Raw genomic sequence first — 18,061 nt, forward strand, 5'->3', positions numbered from 1 at the left:
AAATACGATCATTTACTTAGTTAGGTAAAGTGCTGTAACTACAGCAAAACCAATAAAAAACAGCAATGCAAGTAGCTTCCAAGTTAATTCCCTATCTTCTTGTTCTGTAACGCTATCGCTTACTGCGTGTAAATCCTGTATTGGCTCTAATTGCTGTGCTTGTTCTGTACTGCCTAAGTTATCTAAGCGTTGCCTATAACTTATGCCTGTGCCAGGCAAACCGACGCTACCAGTAACTTTATCGCCACGTATATTAAGTCTTGCTCCACGTGTACCAACGCTAATGCTTGCACCAGTCTTACTTAAGTTAAGTGATAAGCCTTTAAACAATGTAATGCGTTTTTGTAATCGTAAGCCCATATGCCTATTTCTTCTTCTTAGCTAATGTAAATAACCCTGCTTCAGCCATAACAAATAAGCCTAAATTACGTATGCTATCAGTAATCCGCTTTGTATCATTTCCATCAAATAGTCCAGTAGCGTATTCATATGCCAACCAAATAACAACTGTGATTGCAATAGACAAGAACAGCTTATTGGATTGCTTTATGACTTGATTTGCATTTTCCTCAAGCACTTCAGCAGGTATTACATCGGGAATAGTGGCATTACGGCTTAACAATATACTTTTTGCAATTACTACAGCTTCATCATTAAGTTTGCTGTATTTAATAGCATCCTGTAGCTCTAACGTAGACAACGTATTTAAGTGTTCTTGCAATTCCATAGTTAACCTCAACTTGCGTCATATGTTTGCACTACGATTACATCATCTAGTGCACATTGTTTCAAAGCCTTTGTATCCATAACAAAGTCACTAATCCAGCCATCCTTTATTGCCCCATTCTTAGCATTGGCTTCAACTAAGGCAATTTCAGGTATTAAATCTTTAGCTTTAATTAAGTAATAGGAAGAAGCTACTTGATAGATTTTCTCAGCTTTGCCAACATCAACCAGTCTATCAATCCACTTAGTTGCTCCAAGTCCACCTAACCAGTCACCATACTCAACTTTAGTATTATTGTTAATTATGTGTATTTCCCAGCCAAGCATAGCAATCCTTAAATTAGCAATGCACCATCATCAGTTTTCTTTACACGCTTCTTCTTAACCACAGTAGCTGGTAACAAGCTAGTTAACTCTTCATAACGCTTAAACAAAAATGCAACTCTGCTTGCATCATCATCCCCACCTTTATAGCCATATGCTTCGTCTACAGCTTTGTCTAAATCCTTGTGTGCCTTTATTAACACAGGTGGACTTGAAGAGTTGTTATATAAAGTTGCCAAATTTGTATCAACAAACGATTTTCTTAAATCAATAATATTCTTAGCGTTAGTCTTCAAAGCTTCTTTTGCCTTATCACTAACGTCTTTAGCCCATACAAAATTGTTATACACAATACTTGCAGAGTATTGGTAATCACTCTTCATTCTTCCGCAAACTGTTCGCATCCAAGCCATATGCATTTTGCTTTGTAAAACCCCAAACTCATACAATGTTGCATTAGGAATAACTAACGCACTACCACTAACTATTACACTAGAATCGACAAAACCTATTGGCATATAGTCACGATTTTGTGATGAAACTTTAGGTAAAATAAGATAGCTTGCTTTTGGCTGTCTAATTTCGCCAAAAAGCATTGGATAACTTGCTAACTTGTTAGTAGCCAACCTTTCGCTACCTAATCTAAATTGTCTAACTGATTCAATACGCTCTTTTATTAGGCGGCTTTTGCTAATTAAGTTGGGCTCCGCATCTACAAGCCATAAGCAATATCGCTCTACGCTATTAATAAACTCATTACCACCTATGTATTTTCTTATAACCTTATCGTTATCAGCATTCTCCGCAATAAAAATATCACGCTCTTCTGGTGTTAAGGTGAAAAAATTATTATCAATTGGCATACTGCCGTAATTCATTTCCGCAACATTGCATAGCGGATTACTACGCTTATCAATAGCAACAAATGGAGCATTAACTAGATAAGGATTAATATTATCAACTATGTGTTGCTCACCACTATTTGCGTCATCTTCATCAGCATAGTAATAAAGATCTTTTTTCTTACTCGTATTGCCAATGCTAAATCCAATAATTACGCAATGAACAGCGGCAACACCTCTACCTTCGTTGCTCCACTTAAATGTTCTATGTGCAAAATCTATTGCAATACCTCTTGCGTTTAAGTAACCCCAAAAGATACCAACTTGTTCTCCTTGTGTAATACTATTTGTTGATACAAATGCACAGCGAATTGTATTGTTTAATTTAATATATTCACCAGCTAGTAAATACCAACAACACACATAATCCAATACTCCGCTACCTTTAATACCTTTAGCAACAGTAAGTAGCTCGTTCTTCTGCTCTGTAGTTTGCTCTTTCTTTCCAATAAACGGGGGATTGCCAAACACGTAATTGCAATCTTCTGCTTTAACTATGCTGTTCCAATCTGTACGCAATGCATTACCGCAATGTATATGCGGCGTAGCAACTAAAGGAACAGTTGCACGAGTTTCACCAAACCTATTACCACTTTCTAAGTTAAGTTGATGATCTGTTATGTACATTGCTACACGTGCAATATGCACAGCCGCCTCATCAATCTCAATTCCATAAAACTGTTCAATGCTTACTTTGCAATACTCTTTAACGTCTAACAAGCCGCCTTGTTCACCTTTAAAGTACAGCTTAGCAATAACGTCATTCTCAATACGTCTTAATTCCCTGTAAGCAATAACTAAAAAGTTACCGCAACCGCAAGCTGGATCAAAGAACTTAAGTGTATGTAACTTATCGTAAAGTGCTTGTAATTTAGGTTTAGTGATTGCTTGCTCGAATTCCTTATGCAACTCATCTAAAAATAACGGCTGTATTACTTTAAGTATGTTGCGTTCGCTTGTGTAGTGTGCTCCTAACTCTCGTCTACTCTCTTTGCGATGTGCTGTGTCAGTAGCACCAGCCTCTAATACACTTTGAAACATTGCACCAAAAATAGCTGGCGAAATTCCACTCCAATCTAATTCTGAACACTTAACTAATATTGTTCTTAAGTCAAAGTCAAAGCTAGGGATAGATATTTGCTCTGCAAATAATCCACCATTTACATATTCAAAAGCCTTAAGTACTTCATCTAAGTTTGTTTGCCGTTTGTCGTGTGCTGTATTAAGCACTTGAAACAGCATAGCAATAGCCATTCCTAAGTCACTGCCATCCTCCTTAGTCTTAGCCACTAACTTCTTAAACTGTCCATCCTCACCAAATATGCCTGTATCGTCTGCAAACAAGCAAAACAGTAATCTAGTTAAGAAGCTCTCTAAATCCCTACCTGTGTAGTTAGCTTTAAGTAAAGCATCGTGTAGCTTGGCAATCTGCTCTACAGCTTTACGGTTAATTGGTAATTCCTCGCTGTAAGCAATAACTCGCTTATCAACCAAAAACATAAACCAATCAGCACGTTTACTAATCTCACTTAAGCTACATATAAGTGGCTCTTTATCTAAGCTGTGTAGGTTATATAGGTGAAATGTTTGAAAATCACTAATTAATATGTACTGCGGCTTTTCAAACTCATTAGTAATTGCCATTGCATAATCAAGCGCCTGCTCATATGCTTTATATAAGTTTTCACCAGTTGTCTTTTGCTCAACCAATAACACGCCAGGTATAAAGCTATCTATATAACCCCGTGCATTGCCAAACTTAATAACCTTCTTTTCGAACATTGACGCAGAACTCTTGCTTAATCCAAAGCAAGCGTAGAAATCACGCATAAATTGCTGTGCGTATTGTTTCTCTTCCCTGTCGTTCTCGTGTTCTTTCGCAAATAGCTGTAAGCGTCTGCGGACTTCGTTAATTGTTATATCTGCCATAAATTACATATTAACTTGTATGGGACTAAGGATAAACACTAATGACTTTATGCAGAATACGGCGCTTACGCTCTGCCCACTTTTGGCTAATCACAATACCAGCTTCAATTGTTTTACCTAAACCAACTTCATCAGCCAATATCACGCCTTTAGATAATGGGCTACGGACAGCGAATAAAGCAGCGTCAACTTGGTGGGGATTAAGGTCAACACGGGCGGTAGCTATTGCCCTACTTAGCTTATCAATTGAGTTGGATTGCTGCTTAAGGCTTAATTGTGTTGCCCATAGCTTAGATTGGTATATAGAGTAAGGGCGCATCCCGTTATTTTATGCGTTTATTTGTCATAACTTAGGAATAATGGATTGCCTATCAGTAAGGGTATTAACGAGGTTTTTAATAATTTTAAAGCCCGTATATGGCGTGAATCACCAATTTACTTCTAATTAACAGTATAAAGTTGTAAGTGTTATTTTTAACCAAAAACGCAGATTGGAGCTGTCAATGAATACAGTAGTCGTCCACAGTCAAAAAGAGCTTACAAGCTGGCGCATCAAAATAGAGACAGCTTGGCAGAAAAGCGTGGCGAGCGTTATTGAGGTTGGCAGACTAGTTAAAGAGGCAAAAGGAGAATTGGGTGTTAGTTACAGTCTTTTGGAGACTGAACTACCTTTCAGTTCCACGGTAGCCGCATTCCTCATTAAGATTGCTGAAAACCCAGTCCTTAGTAACCCAGCTTACTTCTCCCGACTTCCCAATGCTTACAACACGCTATATCACCTAGCCAGTGTTGACCCTAAAAAATTAGTACAGCAAATTGAGAGTGGGGAAATTAATCCCAGCTATACCTTAGCTAGCGCCAAAACATTACGTGATGCTTCCCCAACCAAATCATTAGCTAAAGTCCCTAATAGCAAAAAACCAAAAGTCACATTATTTGAAGTGGGAACACTATCGATTGCTGAGCCTCGAAGTACAGAAGCTTTTCAGGCTGAATTAGATGCTCTCATTCAAAAATACAAAGGTTCAATCACATACACTGGTAGACAAAATTCATTATTAGACTGGCATCGGCATGTAATGCTTAATCAAGCACTAGAGAAAATTAAGCAATGTGAATCAGAATTAACAAATATTGATATTGATGATTTACGAATGCTTGAAGATGCGGCTTTCTTTCTAACAAAAGATAAAAATCAAAAATACAAATCTGAAATTGTGATTAATGGTGAGTTAGTAACACGCACTTGCCTATCTCCCGAATATAAAGACTACAAACGTATTTCTAAATTGATTAAGCAAAAGGATATTACCAAAGGATCAATTAATGAATGGTGCAAAGAAAATAAAGTTCCCAATCAATTTACTGATTTAAAAAGTATGGATAAGGAATTTTATATATGGGAACAAGTCAGACTGATACTAGAGAAGAAAGATATTAAAGGCTCTCTGAAACGATTAAACGATATGGCAAGTCGTAGTCGTTTTCCAAAGATTAGAACATTGGGGCAGAAAGTATTAAAAGAGCTGACTCGTTTTGATAACAAGGCTTAACGATGGCTTACTACTACACAAAGAATGATGACTTAGTTAAATCGAACATTAATAAAACATTTGGCGAGTTGTTTACTTGTAGCCCAAAACAATTTGAGGTGTGGGTTAATGAGCTATGTACTGCTGTTACAAAACAGTGGGATGAAAAAGGACAGCCTCCAAAAGCTGGAGTGAAGCTAGAGGAGATGGGCAGTGAGTTTGAGCGCATCTGTCGTGTTGATACGAGCAAGATGTGGTTTAAAGATGAGCAGACACGCAAACTTGACTGTGTGATGGACGGGGCACGAGTCTCCATTGCTAATAGCTTCTTCCCTAACATCCTTAAAGCCAAAGATACAGTGGGTGAGGATAAAGCGATTAGTGTGTACGACTTATTTGCCAAAAAGTCAGCAAGACCGAAAACATTAGCGGTACTTGATAAATGTATCCGTGATGACGGCTTTTACGACTTTTCCCCCATCTATCGACCCCCCACTACCTATAAAGGTGATTTAAGACGTGAAGCCCGTCGCATTGTTGAGGAAATACTAACGGAAGAACAAAGTGGTGCTGGCACTCGTAGTCTTTGGTTGGACGTTTCAGAAAAGATTGAAAGACGTACACCTCGTATTAATGCCAAAGAATTAAAACAGTTACAAGAAAAGGGTTTACTTAAAAAGAAGCATTTGAATGGTATTGATTTAAATAAAGTCGATGAGGATAGCCTCTATCGCATTCGTGTTTACAACATCAATCAAAAAGTATTGCCTCTTATTTTTAGACACTTAGAATTAGGCGCTGGTATTGCCCCTAACAACTTTCCTTCTGCTGTAGCTAGACTCTTGTACAAATACGCTACCGATAAATGTATTGGGCAAGATGAAATTGTTATCTATGACCCCAGTATGGGCTTTGGTGGACGCTTACTTGGCGCAATGAGTTTACGAGACAGACCCATTCACTATATTGGCACTGACCCTAACACTGAGAATTGGATTAAAGAGCTAGGCATATCTCGTTATGAATATATGGAACGGATATTTAAAAGCCATGTGCGTTATGGAGAACTGTTCAAAGGAACTTATATCTGTAGTGGCAGTGAGGATGTGGCTAAGAATACTGAATTTAAAAAGTATAAAGGCAAAGTCGATTTTGTCTTTACTTCACCACCCTACTTCTCAGCTGAAATATACAGCGATGAACCCACCCAAAGCTCAATCAAATACAAAGAGTATGGTGGTTGGCGGGATAACTTTTTACGCCCCACTCTAACTACTGCTGCAGATTGGCTTAAACACGACAGAATCTTAGCTTTTAATATTGCCGATATAAATGTAGGCTCGACTCAATATCCGCTTGAAAATGATTTAATTGAGATACTAAAAGAGTGTGGACTAAGTTATCAGGGAAAGCTAAAGATGGTGTTGGCAATTAGCCCGTCTATGAAAATTAAAAAAGAAACACGTCAGCCCAGTATGAAAAACTTCTGTGTAGTAAACGGTAGATGGAGGAAATACGAGCCTATCTTTATTTTTTATAAACCTTAATGATTAACACGACGCAATTACAAAATACACTGTGATCGCGTCGTGAATTAATCCTAAACTAAAAATTAAGCATTAACTAATCTTTTATGCTCTAAGTCGTTCAAAGCCAATGACTCAATTAAAAAGCTCGATTCAATACTCTTAATCTCACTCGTAAACAGTGATACTTTTATTTCAATATCTAGCATAAATGCATCACTATCACTCTTGCCATCTGTTACTTCAAATGCCATTGACCATACTTGTTCAAAATCATAATCCGTTCTTTCAATAACTAAACGCAAATCACCATTACTTGCGTCTTGTAAAAACGCAATTTCTTGCGATGACAATAAACGCTTAAGCATCGTAGTAACCTGTCCGCCCTCTACTAAGTCATAGCCTTCGTATATAACACCGCCACCATATGATGCAATTTCATTGTCTTCGTCATCTTCATTGTGCTGTGTATATATCCCAGCAATATCATCTTCAATGTAGTTAACCAAGCTTTCAACATTGCGTGTAATACCGCACTTTTCAAGCAGCGTTTCAACATAGCTATTACGTTTAGTTTCATCTAGTAATTCAGTTGTATTAATTTGTAACATTTTTAAGTCCTTTTTAAGTTAAAAAATTGACAGAACTTACTGTCTCTCTGACTCTATAGAGCATTAACTGATAGATCGAGCGAGCACAGGAGCAATTTCCTCTAAGTGCCGTTTTTAATTAAAAACGTATGAAGGAGCAGATAGATGACTTATCTGCTCGATGTTTCTGACGATGCTCTATAGAGTCCGATCAACTTGTTTAACAGCAAGTTTTTTATCAACTTTATAAGGAATTGAAATGAAGATTTATCACTATACAAAATGTAACAGATTGAACAGCATTTTTACGGATGGCTTTATTGCTACTGAAATGAAGCGTACGCTCGGAGGTGGAATTAACCTCACTGACTACGTCTGGCTGACTGAGAAGCTTCAATATCCCAAAACAGCATTACCTCTACTCGGTTCGTTTCGTGAAACAGACTTATTAATACATGTCATGAATAAACACGTTCACGTTGATTTAGACAAAATTGGTGCTGTCTTTGGTAAGTTTTATAGATTTAGCTTTGATAGTTCTGACTCACGTATTAAAAAATGGTTCTTTAGCGAAGAACGTAAACATCTTAAAAATAATCAGTTTTGGATGCGAATGGAAAGCGTAGCAAACAAAGTAGATGATGATGTGCGTTCATTTTGGATTGCTACAGAAGATCTAACACTTGAGAACTTTAGCTTGGAAGTATTTGATGGTGGATGGAAAGTGTTATTAGAAAATGTCTCTCTTTCTAACTTAAGCACAGAAGCTCTAAACACAATCAGCGAACTAAAAGCAATCAGCACAGCAAAGTGTATTGAGCATGGCATTCCTCACAAACATTTGTTAGCAGCTTAAGGAGAATAGTATGACTTACTTTAAACATACACAGAAACATAACTTAAACTGCTCTTGCGATTACTGTAATGATGTTGATCCCAATAAAAGCATTGCTAGAGAGCTTGAGAGATATATTGAGGAACTAACAATGTATTCCGCCAACAATCTGAACGATGAACACTTTGACTACATACATAAAATATTGAACAAGATTTGTCTTATGCGACGTTATTTCCCATCTAAAGAACTTCCACTAAAGCACCAACGTTTAGTAGATGCTTTAGATAAAGATTAAACCAATTCCACAGCCTTACGCTTCATATCGTCATTTACATCTATGTAAGCCTGCGTTGTACTGATGTTCTTATGTCCAGCTAAGCTCATCAGTACACGCACACCCACTCCCTTGCTTGCTAGGTTGGTAATAAATGTTCTGCGTCCACTATGTGAGCTAGCACCATCAACCCCAGCACGTTTATATAGGTAGTGGAAGAACTGCGTTAATGTATTTGCTGTAAAGCCATCACTGCTACGCTTTTGACTATAAAAGAACTTAACTGCTGGATTTATAGCGGCTTTGTCAAATAAGCGTGTGTATAGCTCAAGCTCTTTACGCAACTTATCGTTAACAAACACTACACGAGCTTCATTGCCCTTAGTTTGCTCTGCGGACAGGCGTATTTCATTGCGTATATTACCTTCACCATCTAAAACGTCGCTGTTACGTAAACTTGCTACCTCGCCTACACGCATACCACTTAAGTGCGTAGTCATTAGCAAAGCCCTGTTCCGTGCGCTGTGCTTGCGTGTAGCTGTGTAATCTAAAACCCTACGTAATTCTGTAGTTGTTAGTGTTTTTGCTTGCTTTGACATAGTATTCACCTCTAAAGTAATAGTTGCTATGTCATTAGTATGTTTTCTTTGTTTATCTATTCCTACCTCTTTTTGCTTGTGCGCTGTCATTAGTTTTTTCTTCCAATAATCAAGTGGTTACACTGTCTAAGTGCGTATATGTAAGCTTTTCTATAAATCCTTACATTGTTGTATTTATTGGGGATGTGGCTTATTGACTACAGATTTACACGGACTTGCTTATAAGCCCTATGCGCTGTTTAAGTCGTTCTCTGCTGTATTGCTATTAGCTGTTATGCGTTATGCGCTTGTAGCGTGGTTTAAGTGCTTACTAACAAATTGTGCTGTGGCAGTATGTAAGAAATAACTTGGATTAAAAATGTCAAATGCTTACTACAACCGCCTTACGCTAACTGGCAATAGGGCTATTGAAATACTTAACAGCGAAATTAACTACAGATTTATTGATGATCACGCAAAACACGGACATAGCAACCCATTAACTGTTTACAGAATCTTTTATGGTTTAACTACAGCAGAAGCTAAAGAACTGCGTAAGCGTGATGTGATTACTGATGTGCGCTATAGCAATGACACGCAATATATGCCTACCTCTACAGGCTTTACTTTGATAAGTGAACCAAAACCATTGTTTGATTTACAAAATCACTTGCTTACTTTCGCAAGCGTATTAGATTCTCATTTAATTGTCTGTAACAGTAGCCATACCATTCCCATTAACTCTTGCTCCACACGCTATGTAGTGATGGATAAGAATGAAATTAAGGAGTTTGTTGCTACAAGAAAAATTACACCGCCCAAAAAGCATACGCTTGAAACGGACAAGGTAATTAACGCAATTAGGGATGAGGCAAAGAAAGAGGCTTTTACAAAACTAAAGGATGGAGTGAAGTGGGTTACTTACGAGATGTTTAGGTTTTGATTACTTTAATAAGCTCTCTATTATTTCCCATTTATTTTTATATTTCTCAATGCTCCAGCCAGTAATTGATGTGGCTGGAGGTATATGAACAGTACGCATTGTTGTTTCATTGTGCTTCTGTCCGTTTTTTCCTTCTGTACTCATCCACTTTTCATGCGCTGACTTTACTTGCTTAGCAAGTTCATCTGATGGGATGATGTAGTACTCAAATGCTTTATCACTATCCGCTTTAGGAATTCCTGCTAATACCCAAATAAAGTTTTTACCAAATTCTTTTTCTGCCTTTTGTCCTACAGTTACAGTCTTGTTGCCAGGCACAAAAGTTTTAACCTGTATATGTACAAACTTAGTGCCTTCTGTATTGCTACAGAGTATGTCTGTATTAGGTGTATTGCCCATAGTTACTACAGCAACTAAATCTCGTCTACATAGCTCACCAGCAACAAAAAACTGTGCTGAACTGCCCCGTGCGTTTTTATTCTCACCCATAACAACCCTCCAATGCCTTGTGATTTATTTCGTTCCAATGTAATAAATTTGTAGCACGGGAGATTCTTTTGTTACTCCAATAACTGTTGTGTATTTTGTGTTGCCAATATATTTTCCTGCTACTTTAATGTTATAGCCAATCCGCATAGCATCTGGATTAAATGTAACAGTATTCCCATCAGTTTTCAAAAAAGCGTAAGCAACAGGAAGTATAGTGGGATATTGACCATTGCTACTGAATACATTTAATACTTTTCCTCTTATTAAATTTGATGTCTCCTGTAAATCAATAGTTATATCTCCACAATAAAATTGATTGTCAGGATTAAGCAATGGAGAGGCGATAATTGGTGTTAATGGCTTTGCTGAGTAGTAAATACAAGCGTCATTAACATTTTGAATTTTTAGTGCGCCAGATTTAATTTTTTGCTGATGCTCTTTCTCAGCAATAGCATTTAGTTCAGCTTCCTTATCAGCCTGTCTCCTGTTTAATTCTTGCGCTTGTTGATAATTTTGCGTGTTTACAGCAACTTGGTATATGTCATCAATTAAATTTTTAGTGCGAGATGGCGATAGTTGGGTATTTCTATAGCCCCCATTCATCCGTATGACAGTATTAAGAAATGAAGAATTTTTCTCAACACAATCATCAATTTGATTTTTAATGAACGCTACTGTGTCAGGAGTCCAGTTAATAAACTTAGTGCCTGCCCATCCTTCATTTGCGTTGAATAATTCCTTGCCATCGCTTGTCGTTAGTTTGTTTCTATTTTTAAGAATATTGCTGCCATATAAATTTGCTATGTCAGTACAAGATGTTCTTAAGTTATTCGGTCCAACTATTTCTTCATTGCTTACTATTCCAATATAGTCATTAGTTTCTGGCAGTCTACTAAAAGTACTTGAACCATTATTTTGGGCGTATACATAATTTGAACTATTGAATAGCAGTAGCAAAATCGTTAGAGCACCTGCTATGTTTAGATTAAGTTTCATAATCAAGCCCAGTGTAAGTTTTTAGTTCTATTAATATTATTCACTCTTTACTTTAACAGTTCATAGTTTTTGTAACAAATTTTAACAAAGCTTCGCTAATTAAAGCTTCATTCAGCTTTAAGTGCTTTCAGCAAGAGACAACTTAAGTCAGTAGTGCTGTATTACGCTAAATCCCACAGAACATTGTCTGTGTCTTTCATTCCTAGTTCTTTAGTTAAGTATTCCATCCAGCCGCTATCAACAATATCTACTTTGTGCTGTTCATCTAGTTCTGCCACCTTCAGTTTTGCGTTGCGTACCAATCCATCTACTTCATTCCACTTCACATAGCTAGGCAAGTCACCAATAGCCATATGTAAATGTAAGTTCTTGCCTGTACGCTCACCTTCCACCACTACTAAGTATTTCAAGCCTTTGCCATAACGCTTTGCGCTACTACCAAACACTTGCTGGTTTAGCTTTTGCGTAAAGTGTCTAGCTATGCGTCTTACTTCGTCTTTGTCCAATTTCTGTATGTACGCACCATTAGCGTTTTTAACGACATTGGACTGTTTAAGCGTAAGGGTTAAGGCAAGTGGATATTGCTTATGCAAGCTGTTTAACCAAGTGCGTGTAGCCTGCTTTTGCGTAGGCGTAGCAGTAGGGCAATAGGCTGTTTTCTGTCTTATTTGTTCTAGGTTCATATGTTTATTTAGCCGAACCAAATAAAACCTGAATATTTCTTATCTTTCCTTATATCAATCAAGGCGATACGGCATTAGGTTATTGGGGTTTTTGGTAGGAAAAGCTGTTATCTGAAACTAAAGTTAAAACTCCACTAACAATAAAGGAGTTGAAATGAGTACGCTGAATAACTTAAAACTGGTAGCAAGTAAGAAACACGTCACTGCTAGCCCAATCGTCCATCGCCGCAACAAGCTAGTAGCTAAGCTACATGAGCAATTGGAATTATGTGAAGCACAAAAGAGTGGCAATACTTACGCACCTAAGAAGTTGAAAACCTTTACTAATAAACAAACAGGTGAACGTATGACTACGGAAGTAGTCAAACGTGTGAAAGAGTGGTTTTGGATTGGAGATAACGGCAAAATCAATTTAGCTGTTAAGTACGGCGCTAAAACACTACCGCTTAATAAGAAAGGTGCTAATGCTATTGAGCTAGCTAGCGGTGACGAGTTGATTGCTACTTTAAAAACGCTGAAAGCTGCGGTATTAGAGGGTGAGCTTGATGAGGCTATTACAGCAGTGAGCACAGCCACACGTGAGGCATTTGGAAAATGAAAACTTACAGGCTATGGGTGCGTATTAGTCAAACGCAAACTACCAATACGATTGTGTATGCGGATAATGCTTATGCGGCGAAGTTAATTGGGGAACATCAGTTTGGCGTAGGCAATGTGCTCAGCTATATAGAAGTAAGTAATTAATAAGTTTGGCAAGAGAGGCTTAAATACTTGTATGCGATTTTATGAATTTCAATCCATCTCCACTATTAAGCCTCTCAAGCCCGCTAAGCCGCTTAAACCCCAACAAGCTCGGACAGCCAGTTTGAAGCGCAATGCTGACAATGCTAAGCAAGCTTATAAGGCTGAGAAGGATAGGCAGAATGTAGCTAAAGCACAGCAACAAATTTTCAAAGCTACCCACTAAAAAGTTACTGCGCAATTTTTAGCGCCAGTGGAGAACCTAACCCCCACCAGTTTTAATCTAACCCCACCTCGTATTCTTAATAACTCTTATTACAAGAAAGTGAGATTTCACATAAATTTGGGTGTTTTTTGGTGATTTGTTAGTAGATTTAGAATTTTAGATAAAGGGAATGACAGGCATAGCTTAGATACTATTTTGGAATTAGTAAGCCATCCCTGTATTCGTAGTCAGCAAGCGCATTACTCACCATCTTCTCTTCCGTTGTGTGATAGTAAGTCTTTTCAATTTGCGTAATACTTGTGCCACACATTTCTGCAACTGCTGCGGGTGGCAAATTACTATTAACACGTTGCGTAATGAAGTAATGCCTAAAGCTATACGGCACTAAGTCACGTGTTTCTATACTGCTAACCTTAGCCAGTTTTAATATTTTATTAAAGTGATAGCCGATTGCACGTGCAGTAATGGGATTTTTGTCATTAACGCTAAACATTAAGTTATCACCCAAACGCTTTTGCATATCTTTTTCTTTAACCTGCTCGTCAAGCCTGCCAATCTGCAACTTAAGCAACCCAGTAAAGTAGCCAGTGTCTTTAACAACTACTTTTCTTGTTTTTCTAACCTTACTTGTCTCGCCTCTTACTGTTATCTTTAGCAAATCAAACTTCTTATTACGTGCTTCCTTGTGCTCCATCTCCTCAATATCACTCCAACGTAGTTGTAACTGCTCTCCACGTCGCAAGCCTGTAATTGAGTTAAACCCTAAGTAGTAGCCTGTTATAGCTTGCACTAAGTTTTCTGCATTCGTTAAGTCTTTTTCAGCTTCTTTAATGTAGCCATCTAATGCAACTCCAATAGCCTTAAATTCAGCGTCAGTAAACAAGTCTCTTCTATTTTCTTCCTTGCCTCTATCTATTTTTGGTAACTTCTTAAAGTCAAAGCCATCAATATATGTTTCTTTGCGCTTATACAACCAAGCCATCATTGCATTAATAGTGCTTTGCTCATTCTCTACTGTAGTTTGGCTTATCTTTAAGCCTTTCTTAGTCTTAGTGCGTTCTGCAAAGTAATCTTCACAATCTGTACGCTCCAATTCCTTTAGCTTTGTGTCACGCTTAATAAATTCAAGCCAATGCTCTAAGTGTGTGCTGATTGTTGAGTATCTGCCTTTAACAATTAATTTTGCATCTACGTCTTTTTGTCGTTGCTCCAAATACATAGCAACACCATCTTTTGTAGTGAGTGAAAAATAACTCTTGCCCTGCATTTGCAAAGCCATCAGCTCGTGATAGTGCAGCTTGGCTTTATCTTCTGCTGTACTTCTGTTTCTTGTCTTTAAGCTAAAGCGTGCGTACTTACGTTCTTTAGTCAGCCAAATCCTAAATTGCCAATAGTCACCACGCTTGTAAATAACAGCGTCGTCAAATATGGCTATTTCATTTTCGTTAAATTTGATTTTTTTGGACGGCATTGCTTGCTTTAAATAACTACGATTACGAGTAGCTACAGTTTTGTGTAGCTTTATGTGTAACTGTAAATTATTAAGCTAAGAAAAACAATGACTTAATGATTAGTGTGAAACTTTTGTGTAAGTAGAAAACCTATAAAAATCAATAACTTACGTTAAAATTCTCACTCCCACTCGATCGTTGCGGGTGGTTTTCCACTAATATCGTACACAACACGGTTAATGCCGCGCACTTCATTGATGATGCGGTTTGAAACCTTGCCCAACAACTCATGTGGCAAGTGGGCCCAATGCGCTGTCATAAAGTCTTGGGTTTGGACTGCTCTGAGAGCAACAACATATTCATAAGTTCTGCCATCGCCCATCACGCCAACAGACTTCACTGGCAAGAAAACAGCGAACGCTTGGCTAGTAAGGTCATACCAAGATTTTTGACTTGCTTCATCAATCGTATTGCGCAACTCTTCAATGAAAATGGCGTCAGCACGTTGCAGCAAGCTCGCAAACTCTGCTTTGACCTCACCCAAAATCCGCACGCCAAGACCTGGCCCTGGGAATGGATGGCGATACACCATCTCACGAGGAAGACCTGAGGCCACTCCAAGTTCACGGACCTCATCCTTGAAGAGCTCACGCAAGGGCTCAAGCAATTTGAGATGCATGTCTTCAGGTAAGCCACCAACGTTATGGTGACTCTTGATCGTGTGTGCACCCTTCTTGCCCTTACCTGCAGACTCGATGACGTCAGGGTAGATCGTTCCCTGGGCAAGCCACTTAGCATTCTCGATTTTTCCAGACTCAGTCTGGAAAATTTCTACGAATTCTTTACCGATGATCTTCCGCTTAGCTTCTGGATCGGCAACACCAGCCAACTCACCCATGAATTTTTCTTTGGCATCAACGCGGATAACCTTCACACCCAAATTGCGTGCAAACATTTCCATCACCATATCGCCTTCATTTAAACGAAGCAAGCCATGATCTACAAATACGCAAGTCAATTGATCGCCAATCGCACGATGAATTAAAGCTGCCGCAACACTGGAGTCGACACCGCCAGACAAGCCCAGAATGACTTCTTCATTTCCAACTTGCTTGCGAATATTCTCAACTGCTTCTGCAATGTAGTCACCCATTACCCAGTCAGGTTTGCATTGGCAAATCTCGTGTACAAAGCGCTCAATGATTGCAGTGCCTTGAATGGTATGAGTGACCTCTGGATGAAACTGAAATGCATAGAAGCGACGCTCTTCATCCGCCATGCCAGCAATTGGACAAGACTCAGTAGAGGCCATCAACTTAAACGCAGGCGGCATTGAGGTGACTGAGTCGCCATGACTCATCCACACCTTCAAAATCCCATGACCTTCGCTGGTGGAGAAGTCCTGAATGCCTTTAAGTAAATTTGTGTGCCCACGAGCGCGCACTTCGGAGTAACCAAACTCACGCGCTTTACCTAAGGACTCTGCAGAGGCAACTGCACCACCCAACTGAGTAGCCATGGTTTGCATACCGTAGCAAATTCCTAAAACAGGAACACCAAGCTCAAAAACGATTTGAGGCGCACGGGGGCTACCATCTTCGGTTACCGAACTTGGACCGCCAGAAAGAATGATGCCTTTGCCACCTTGCTCCTGAACAAACTTACGAATGAATTCAGGATCGCAATCGTAAGGATGGATCTCTGAATACACACGTCCATCGCGCACACGTCGAGCAATAAGTTGAGTTACTTGTGAACCAAAGTCGAGAATCAGTATTTTGTCGTGCACGAAAAGATCAGCCTTTATTTCAGCTTTTTTAGTTGTTAATCAATATGGTAATTTGGCGCTTCTTTAGTGATTTTCACATCATGAACATGCGACTCGCGCACGCCAGCTGAAGTGATTTCTACGAAGTTAGCTTTTTCATGGAGCTCATCAATGGTCTTGCAACCGAGATAGCCCATAGAAGAACGAATGCCGCCAGTGAGCTGATGCAAGATTGCCAATACGCTACCTTTGTATGGCACCTGACCTTCAATACCTTCTGGCACTAGCTTCTCTGTATTCGCAACAATATCGCTTTGGAAGTAACGATCAGCAGAACCATCCGCCATCGCGCCCAAAGAACCCATACCGCGATAGCTCTTGTAAGAACGTCCTTGGTATAAGAATACTTCGCCTGGGGCTTCTTCGGTTCCAGCGAACATACCACCCATCATGACTGAACTGGCGCCAGCAGCTAATGCTTTTGCAACGTCACCTGAGTAACGTATGCCACCATCAGCAATCAATGGAATGCCAGTGCCCTTAAGGGCGGTTGCCACATTCACAATCGCAGTGATTTGTGGAACGCCTACGCCAGCAACAATACGTGTTGTACAAATTGAGCCAGGGCCAATACCAACCTTGACACCATCAGCGCCATGATCAGCTAATGCCTTAGCAGCATCACCAGTAGCAATATTGCCGCCAATCACTTGCACATGTGGATAGTTTTTCTTAACCCACTTCACGCGATCCAATACGCCTTGGCTATGGCCGTGAGCTGTATCAACTACGATCACATCAACACCAGCGCGCACCAATAACTCAATACGCTCATCATTATCAGGACCAACACCTACTGCTGCGCCAACGCGCAACTTACCTTCGCTATCTTTACAAGCATTCGGATGTTCGGTTGCCTTGAGGATGTCTTTAACAGTAATGAGGCCACGCAGTTCAAACTTGTCATTGACAACCAATACACGCTCTAAACGATGATGGCTCATTAAGCGTTTTGCTTCATCCAATGAACAGCCTTCTTTCACGGTAATCAAACGCTCACGTGGAGTCATCTTGGTTTTTACTGGAGCATCTAAGTCTTCTTCGAAACGCAAATCGCGATTCGTAATAATGCCAACAACCTCTTTACCAACGAGCACTGGGAATCCTGAGAAACCATGTTCACGAGAAAGTTGGATCACTTGACGCAAAGTGACATCTGGACTAATCGTGATTGGATCACGCAGAACACCAGATTCATATCGCTTCACTTTAGCCACCTCACGCGCTTGCTCAGCAGGCTTTAAGTTTTTATGAACAATACCAATGCCACCCTCACTAGCCATAGCAATTGCCAAACGACCTTCAGTGACGGTATCCATAGCTGCGGACACCAATGGTGTATTGAGTGAAATATCTCGAGTTAACTTACTTGCCAAGCTGGCATCTCGAGGGAGTACCGATGAATAAGCCGGTACGAGGAGCACATCGTCAAAAGTGAGTGCTTTTTGAATGAGTCGCATGCAAAACCCCTAGTCGCAAAAACAG

18 protein-coding genes and 3 pseudogenes are annotated in these 18,061 nt (G+C 39.3%); 8 read left to right on the forward strand and 13 right to left on the reverse strand.

Annotation, left to right across the window (positions count from 1 at the left end; all coding sequences use genetic code 11):
- Window positions 1-12 precede the first annotated feature (12 nt).
- From ICN37_RS10200 to ICN37_RS10220, 5 genes and pseudogenes are all read right to left on the reverse strand, one after another.
- Window positions 13-294: pseudogene (locus tag ICN37_RS10200) on the reverse strand (DUF4236 domain-containing protein); the annotation flags it as partial.
- Window positions 295-364: 70 nt separating this feature from the next.
- Window positions 365-727, reverse strand: coding sequence for a hypothetical protein (locus tag ICN37_RS10205; RefSeq protein ID WP_068948155.1), 363 nt, complete (start codon window positions 725-727; stop codon window positions 365-367).
- Between the two features lie 8 nt (window positions 728-735).
- Complete coding sequence (locus ICN37_RS10210) at window positions 736-1,053, reverse strand: hypothetical protein (protein ID WP_216157262.1); 318 nt, start codon at window positions 1,051-1,053, stop codon at window positions 736-738.
- A gap of 8 nt (window positions 1,054-1,061) precedes the next feature.
- Complete coding sequence (locus ICN37_RS10215) at window positions 1,062-3,881, reverse strand: DNA methyltransferase (RefSeq protein ID WP_216157264.1); 2,820 nt, start codon at window positions 3,879-3,881, stop codon at window positions 1,062-1,064.
- 52 nt (window positions 3,882-3,933) lie between these two features.
- Window positions 3,934-4,200: pseudogene (locus ICN37_RS10220) on the reverse strand (hypothetical protein); the annotation flags it as partial.
- A 184-nt stretch (window positions 4,201-4,384) separates the two neighbouring features.
- On the opposite strand from ICN37_RS10220, the gene ICN37_RS10225 reads away from it, so the two are divergent.
- A complete protein-coding gene (locus ICN37_RS10225) occupies window positions 4,385-5,434 on the forward strand; it encodes a hypothetical protein (protein ID WP_216157267.1) in 1,050 nt (349 codons plus the stop codon).
- Between the two features lie 2 nt (window positions 5,435-5,436).
- Window positions 5,437-6,960, forward strand: coding sequence for a site-specific DNA-methyltransferase (locus ICN37_RS10230; RefSeq protein ID WP_216157269.1), 1,524 nt, complete (start codon window positions 5,437-5,439; stop codon window positions 6,958-6,960).
- Window positions 6,961-7,025: 65 nt separating this feature from the next.
- Here the strand turns inward: ICN37_RS10230 and ICN37_RS10235 are convergent, their stop codons facing one another.
- The gene (locus ICN37_RS10235; protein WP_216157271.1) at window positions 7,026-7,550 is read right to left on the reverse strand and encodes a hypothetical protein; all 525 of its coding nucleotides are present in this window, start codon (window positions 7,548-7,550) and stop codon (window positions 7,026-7,028) included.
- Window positions 7,551-7,788: 238 nt separating this feature from the next.
- Between ICN37_RS10235 and ICN37_RS10240 the strand changes: the two genes are divergently transcribed.
- Together ICN37_RS10240 and ICN37_RS10245 are read left to right on the forward strand one after the other, a co-directional pair.
- On the forward strand, window positions 7,789-8,385 hold the full coding sequence (locus ICN37_RS10240) for a hypothetical protein (RefSeq protein ID WP_216157273.1): 597 nt from the start codon (window positions 7,789-7,791) through the stop codon (window positions 8,383-8,385).
- 10 nt (window positions 8,386-8,395) lie between these two features.
- Entirely contained in the window at window positions 8,396-8,662 is a 267-nt protein-coding gene (locus tag ICN37_RS10245) for a hypothetical protein (RefSeq protein WP_216157275.1), read from the forward strand.
- On the opposite strand, the gene ICN37_RS10250 is transcribed toward ICN37_RS10245, so the two are convergent.
- Window positions 8,659-9,240, reverse strand: coding sequence for a site-specific integrase (locus ICN37_RS10250; protein WP_216157277.1), 582 nt, complete (start codon window positions 9,238-9,240; stop codon window positions 8,659-8,661). The two genes, ICN37_RS10245 and ICN37_RS10250, sit on opposite strands and share 4 nt — an antisense overlap.
- 358 nt (window positions 9,241-9,598) lie before the next feature.
- Between ICN37_RS10250 and ICN37_RS10255 the strand changes: the two genes are divergently transcribed.
- The gene (locus ICN37_RS10255; RefSeq protein WP_216157279.1) at window positions 9,599-10,162 is read left to right on the forward strand and encodes a hypothetical protein; all 564 of its coding nucleotides are present in this window, start codon (window positions 9,599-9,601) and stop codon (window positions 10,160-10,162) included.
- On the opposite strand, the gene ICN37_RS10260 is transcribed toward ICN37_RS10255, so the two are convergent.
- The 3 genes from ICN37_RS10260 to ICN37_RS10270 all read right to left on the reverse strand — a co-directional run bounded on the left by ICN37_RS10260 (window position 10,163) and on the right by ICN37_RS10270 (window position 12,330).
- Window positions 10,163-10,651 carry a hypothetical protein gene (locus ICN37_RS10260; RefSeq protein WP_216157282.1) on the reverse strand — a complete coding sequence of 163 codons (489 nt, stop codon included), beginning with the start codon at window positions 10,649-10,651 and terminating at the stop codon, window positions 10,163-10,165.
- 24 nt (window positions 10,652-10,675) lie between these two features.
- Window positions 10,676-11,647: a hypothetical protein gene (locus ICN37_RS10265; RefSeq protein WP_216157285.1), complete on the reverse strand. Its 972-nt coding sequence runs from the start codon at window positions 11,645-11,647 to the stop codon at window positions 10,676-10,678.
- A gap of 161 nt (window positions 11,648-11,808) precedes the next feature.
- Window positions 11,809-12,330 carry a hypothetical protein gene (locus tag ICN37_RS10270; RefSeq protein ID WP_216157288.1) on the reverse strand — a complete coding sequence of 174 codons (522 nt, stop codon included), beginning with the start codon at window positions 12,328-12,330 and terminating at the stop codon, window positions 11,809-11,811.
- Between the two features lie 151 nt (window positions 12,331-12,481).
- Here ICN37_RS10270 and ICN37_RS10275 point away from each other — a divergent pair.
- The 3 genes and pseudogenes from ICN37_RS10275 to ICN37_RS10285 all read left to right on the forward strand — a co-directional run.
- A pseudogene (locus ICN37_RS10275) lies at window positions 12,482-12,928 on the forward strand (DUF6641 family protein); the annotation flags it as partial.
- Window positions 12,925-13,074 (forward strand): hypothetical protein, encoded by a 150-nt coding sequence (locus ICN37_RS10280; protein ID WP_216157294.1) that lies wholly within the window; start codon window positions 12,925-12,927, stop codon window positions 13,072-13,074. The pseudogene ICN37_RS10275 and the gene ICN37_RS10280, both read left to right, overlap by 4 nt.
- Before the next feature lie 31 nt (window positions 13,075-13,105).
- Window positions 13,106-13,297 (forward strand): hypothetical protein, encoded by a 192-nt coding sequence (locus tag ICN37_RS10285; RefSeq protein ID WP_216157296.1) that lies wholly within the window; start codon window positions 13,106-13,108, stop codon window positions 13,295-13,297.
- 190 nt (window positions 13,298-13,487) lie between these two features.
- Here the strand turns inward: ICN37_RS10285 and ICN37_RS10290 are convergent, their stop codons facing one another.
- The 3 genes from ICN37_RS10290 to guaB all read right to left on the reverse strand — a co-directional run bounded on the left by ICN37_RS10290 (window position 13,488) and on the right by guaB (window position 18,036).
- On the reverse strand, window positions 13,488-14,768 hold the full coding sequence (locus tag ICN37_RS10290) for a tyrosine-type recombinase/integrase (RefSeq protein WP_216157298.1): 1,281 nt from the start codon (window positions 14,766-14,768) through the stop codon (window positions 13,488-13,490).
- A gap of 161 nt (window positions 14,769-14,929) precedes the next feature.
- Window positions 14,930-16,537, reverse strand: coding sequence for a glutamine-hydrolyzing GMP synthase (gene guaA / locus ICN37_RS10295; RefSeq protein WP_216157301.1), 1,608 nt, complete (start codon window positions 16,535-16,537; stop codon window positions 14,930-14,932).
- A 35-nt stretch (window positions 16,538-16,572) separates the two neighbouring features.
- Window positions 16,573-18,036: an IMP dehydrogenase gene (gene guaB, locus ICN37_RS10300; protein WP_216157304.1), complete on the reverse strand. Its 1,464-nt coding sequence runs from the start codon at window positions 18,034-18,036 to the stop codon at window positions 16,573-16,575.
- Between the last annotated feature and the right edge of the window lie 25 nt (window positions 18,037-18,061).

The organism is Polynucleobacter sp. P1-05-14 (genome assembly GCF_018881675.1).
GTDB lineage: Bacteria > Pseudomonadota > Gammaproteobacteria > Burkholderiales > Burkholderiaceae > Polynucleobacter.

Bases quoted from the DNA above. Each gene is read 5' to 3' on its own strand.
- ICN37_RS10225 (WP_216157267.1), top strand. From the start codon at position 4,385: ATGAATACAGTAGTCGTCCACAGTCAAAAAGAGCTTACAAGCTGGCGC.
- ICN37_RS10285 (WP_216157296.1), top strand. From the start codon at position 13,106: ATGCGATTTTATGAATTTCAATCCATCTCCACTATTAAGCCTCTCAAG.
- ICN37_RS10260 (WP_216157282.1), bottom strand. From the start codon at position 10,651: ATGGGTGAGAATAAAAACGCACGGGGCAGTTCAGCACAGTTTTTTGTT.
- ICN37_RS10255 (WP_216157279.1), top strand. From the start codon at position 9,599: ATGTCAAATGCTTACTACAACCGCCTTACGCTAACTGGCAATAGGGCT.
- ICN37_RS10250 (WP_216157277.1), bottom strand. From the start codon at position 9,240: ATGTCAAAGCAAGCAAAAACACTAACAACTACAGAATTACGTAGGGTT.
- ICN37_RS10215 (WP_216157264.1), bottom strand. From the start codon at position 3,881: ATGGCAGATATAACAATTAACGAAGTCCGCAGACGCTTACAGCTATTT.
- ICN37_RS10205 (WP_068948155.1), bottom strand. From the start codon at position 727: ATGGAATTGCAAGAACACTTAAATACGTTGTCTACGTTAGAGCTACAG.
- ICN37_RS10280 (WP_216157294.1), top strand. From the start codon at position 12,925: ATGAAAACTTACAGGCTATGGGTGCGTATTAGTCAAACGCAAACTACC.
- ICN37_RS10270 (WP_216157288.1), bottom strand. From the start codon at position 12,330: ATGAACCTAGAACAAATAAGACAGAAAACAGCCTATTGCCCTACTGCT.
- ICN37_RS10235 (WP_216157271.1), bottom strand. From the start codon at position 7,550: ATGTTACAAATTAATACAACTGAATTACTAGATGAAACTAAACGTAAT.
- ICN37_RS10210 (WP_216157262.1), bottom strand. From the start codon at position 1,053: ATGCTTGGCTGGGAAATACACATAATTAACAATAATACTAAAGTTGAG.
- ICN37_RS10230 (WP_216157269.1), top strand. From the start codon at position 5,437: ATGGCTTACTACTACACAAAGAATGATGACTTAGTTAAATCGAACATT.
- ICN37_RS10265 (WP_216157285.1), bottom strand. From the start codon at position 11,647: ATGAAACTTAATCTAAACATAGCAGGTGCTCTAACGATTTTGCTACTG.
- ICN37_RS10290 (WP_216157298.1), bottom strand. From the start codon at position 14,768: ATGCCGTCCAAAAAAATCAAATTTAACGAAAATGAAATAGCCATATTT.
- guaB (WP_216157304.1), bottom strand. From the start codon at position 18,036: ATGCGACTCATTCAAAAAGCACTCACTTTTGACGATGTGCTCCTCGTA.
- ICN37_RS10240 (WP_216157273.1), top strand. From the start codon at position 7,789: ATGAAGATTTATCACTATACAAAATGTAACAGATTGAACAGCATTTTT.
- ICN37_RS10245 (WP_216157275.1), top strand. From the start codon at position 8,396: ATGACTTACTTTAAACATACACAGAAACATAACTTAAACTGCTCTTGC.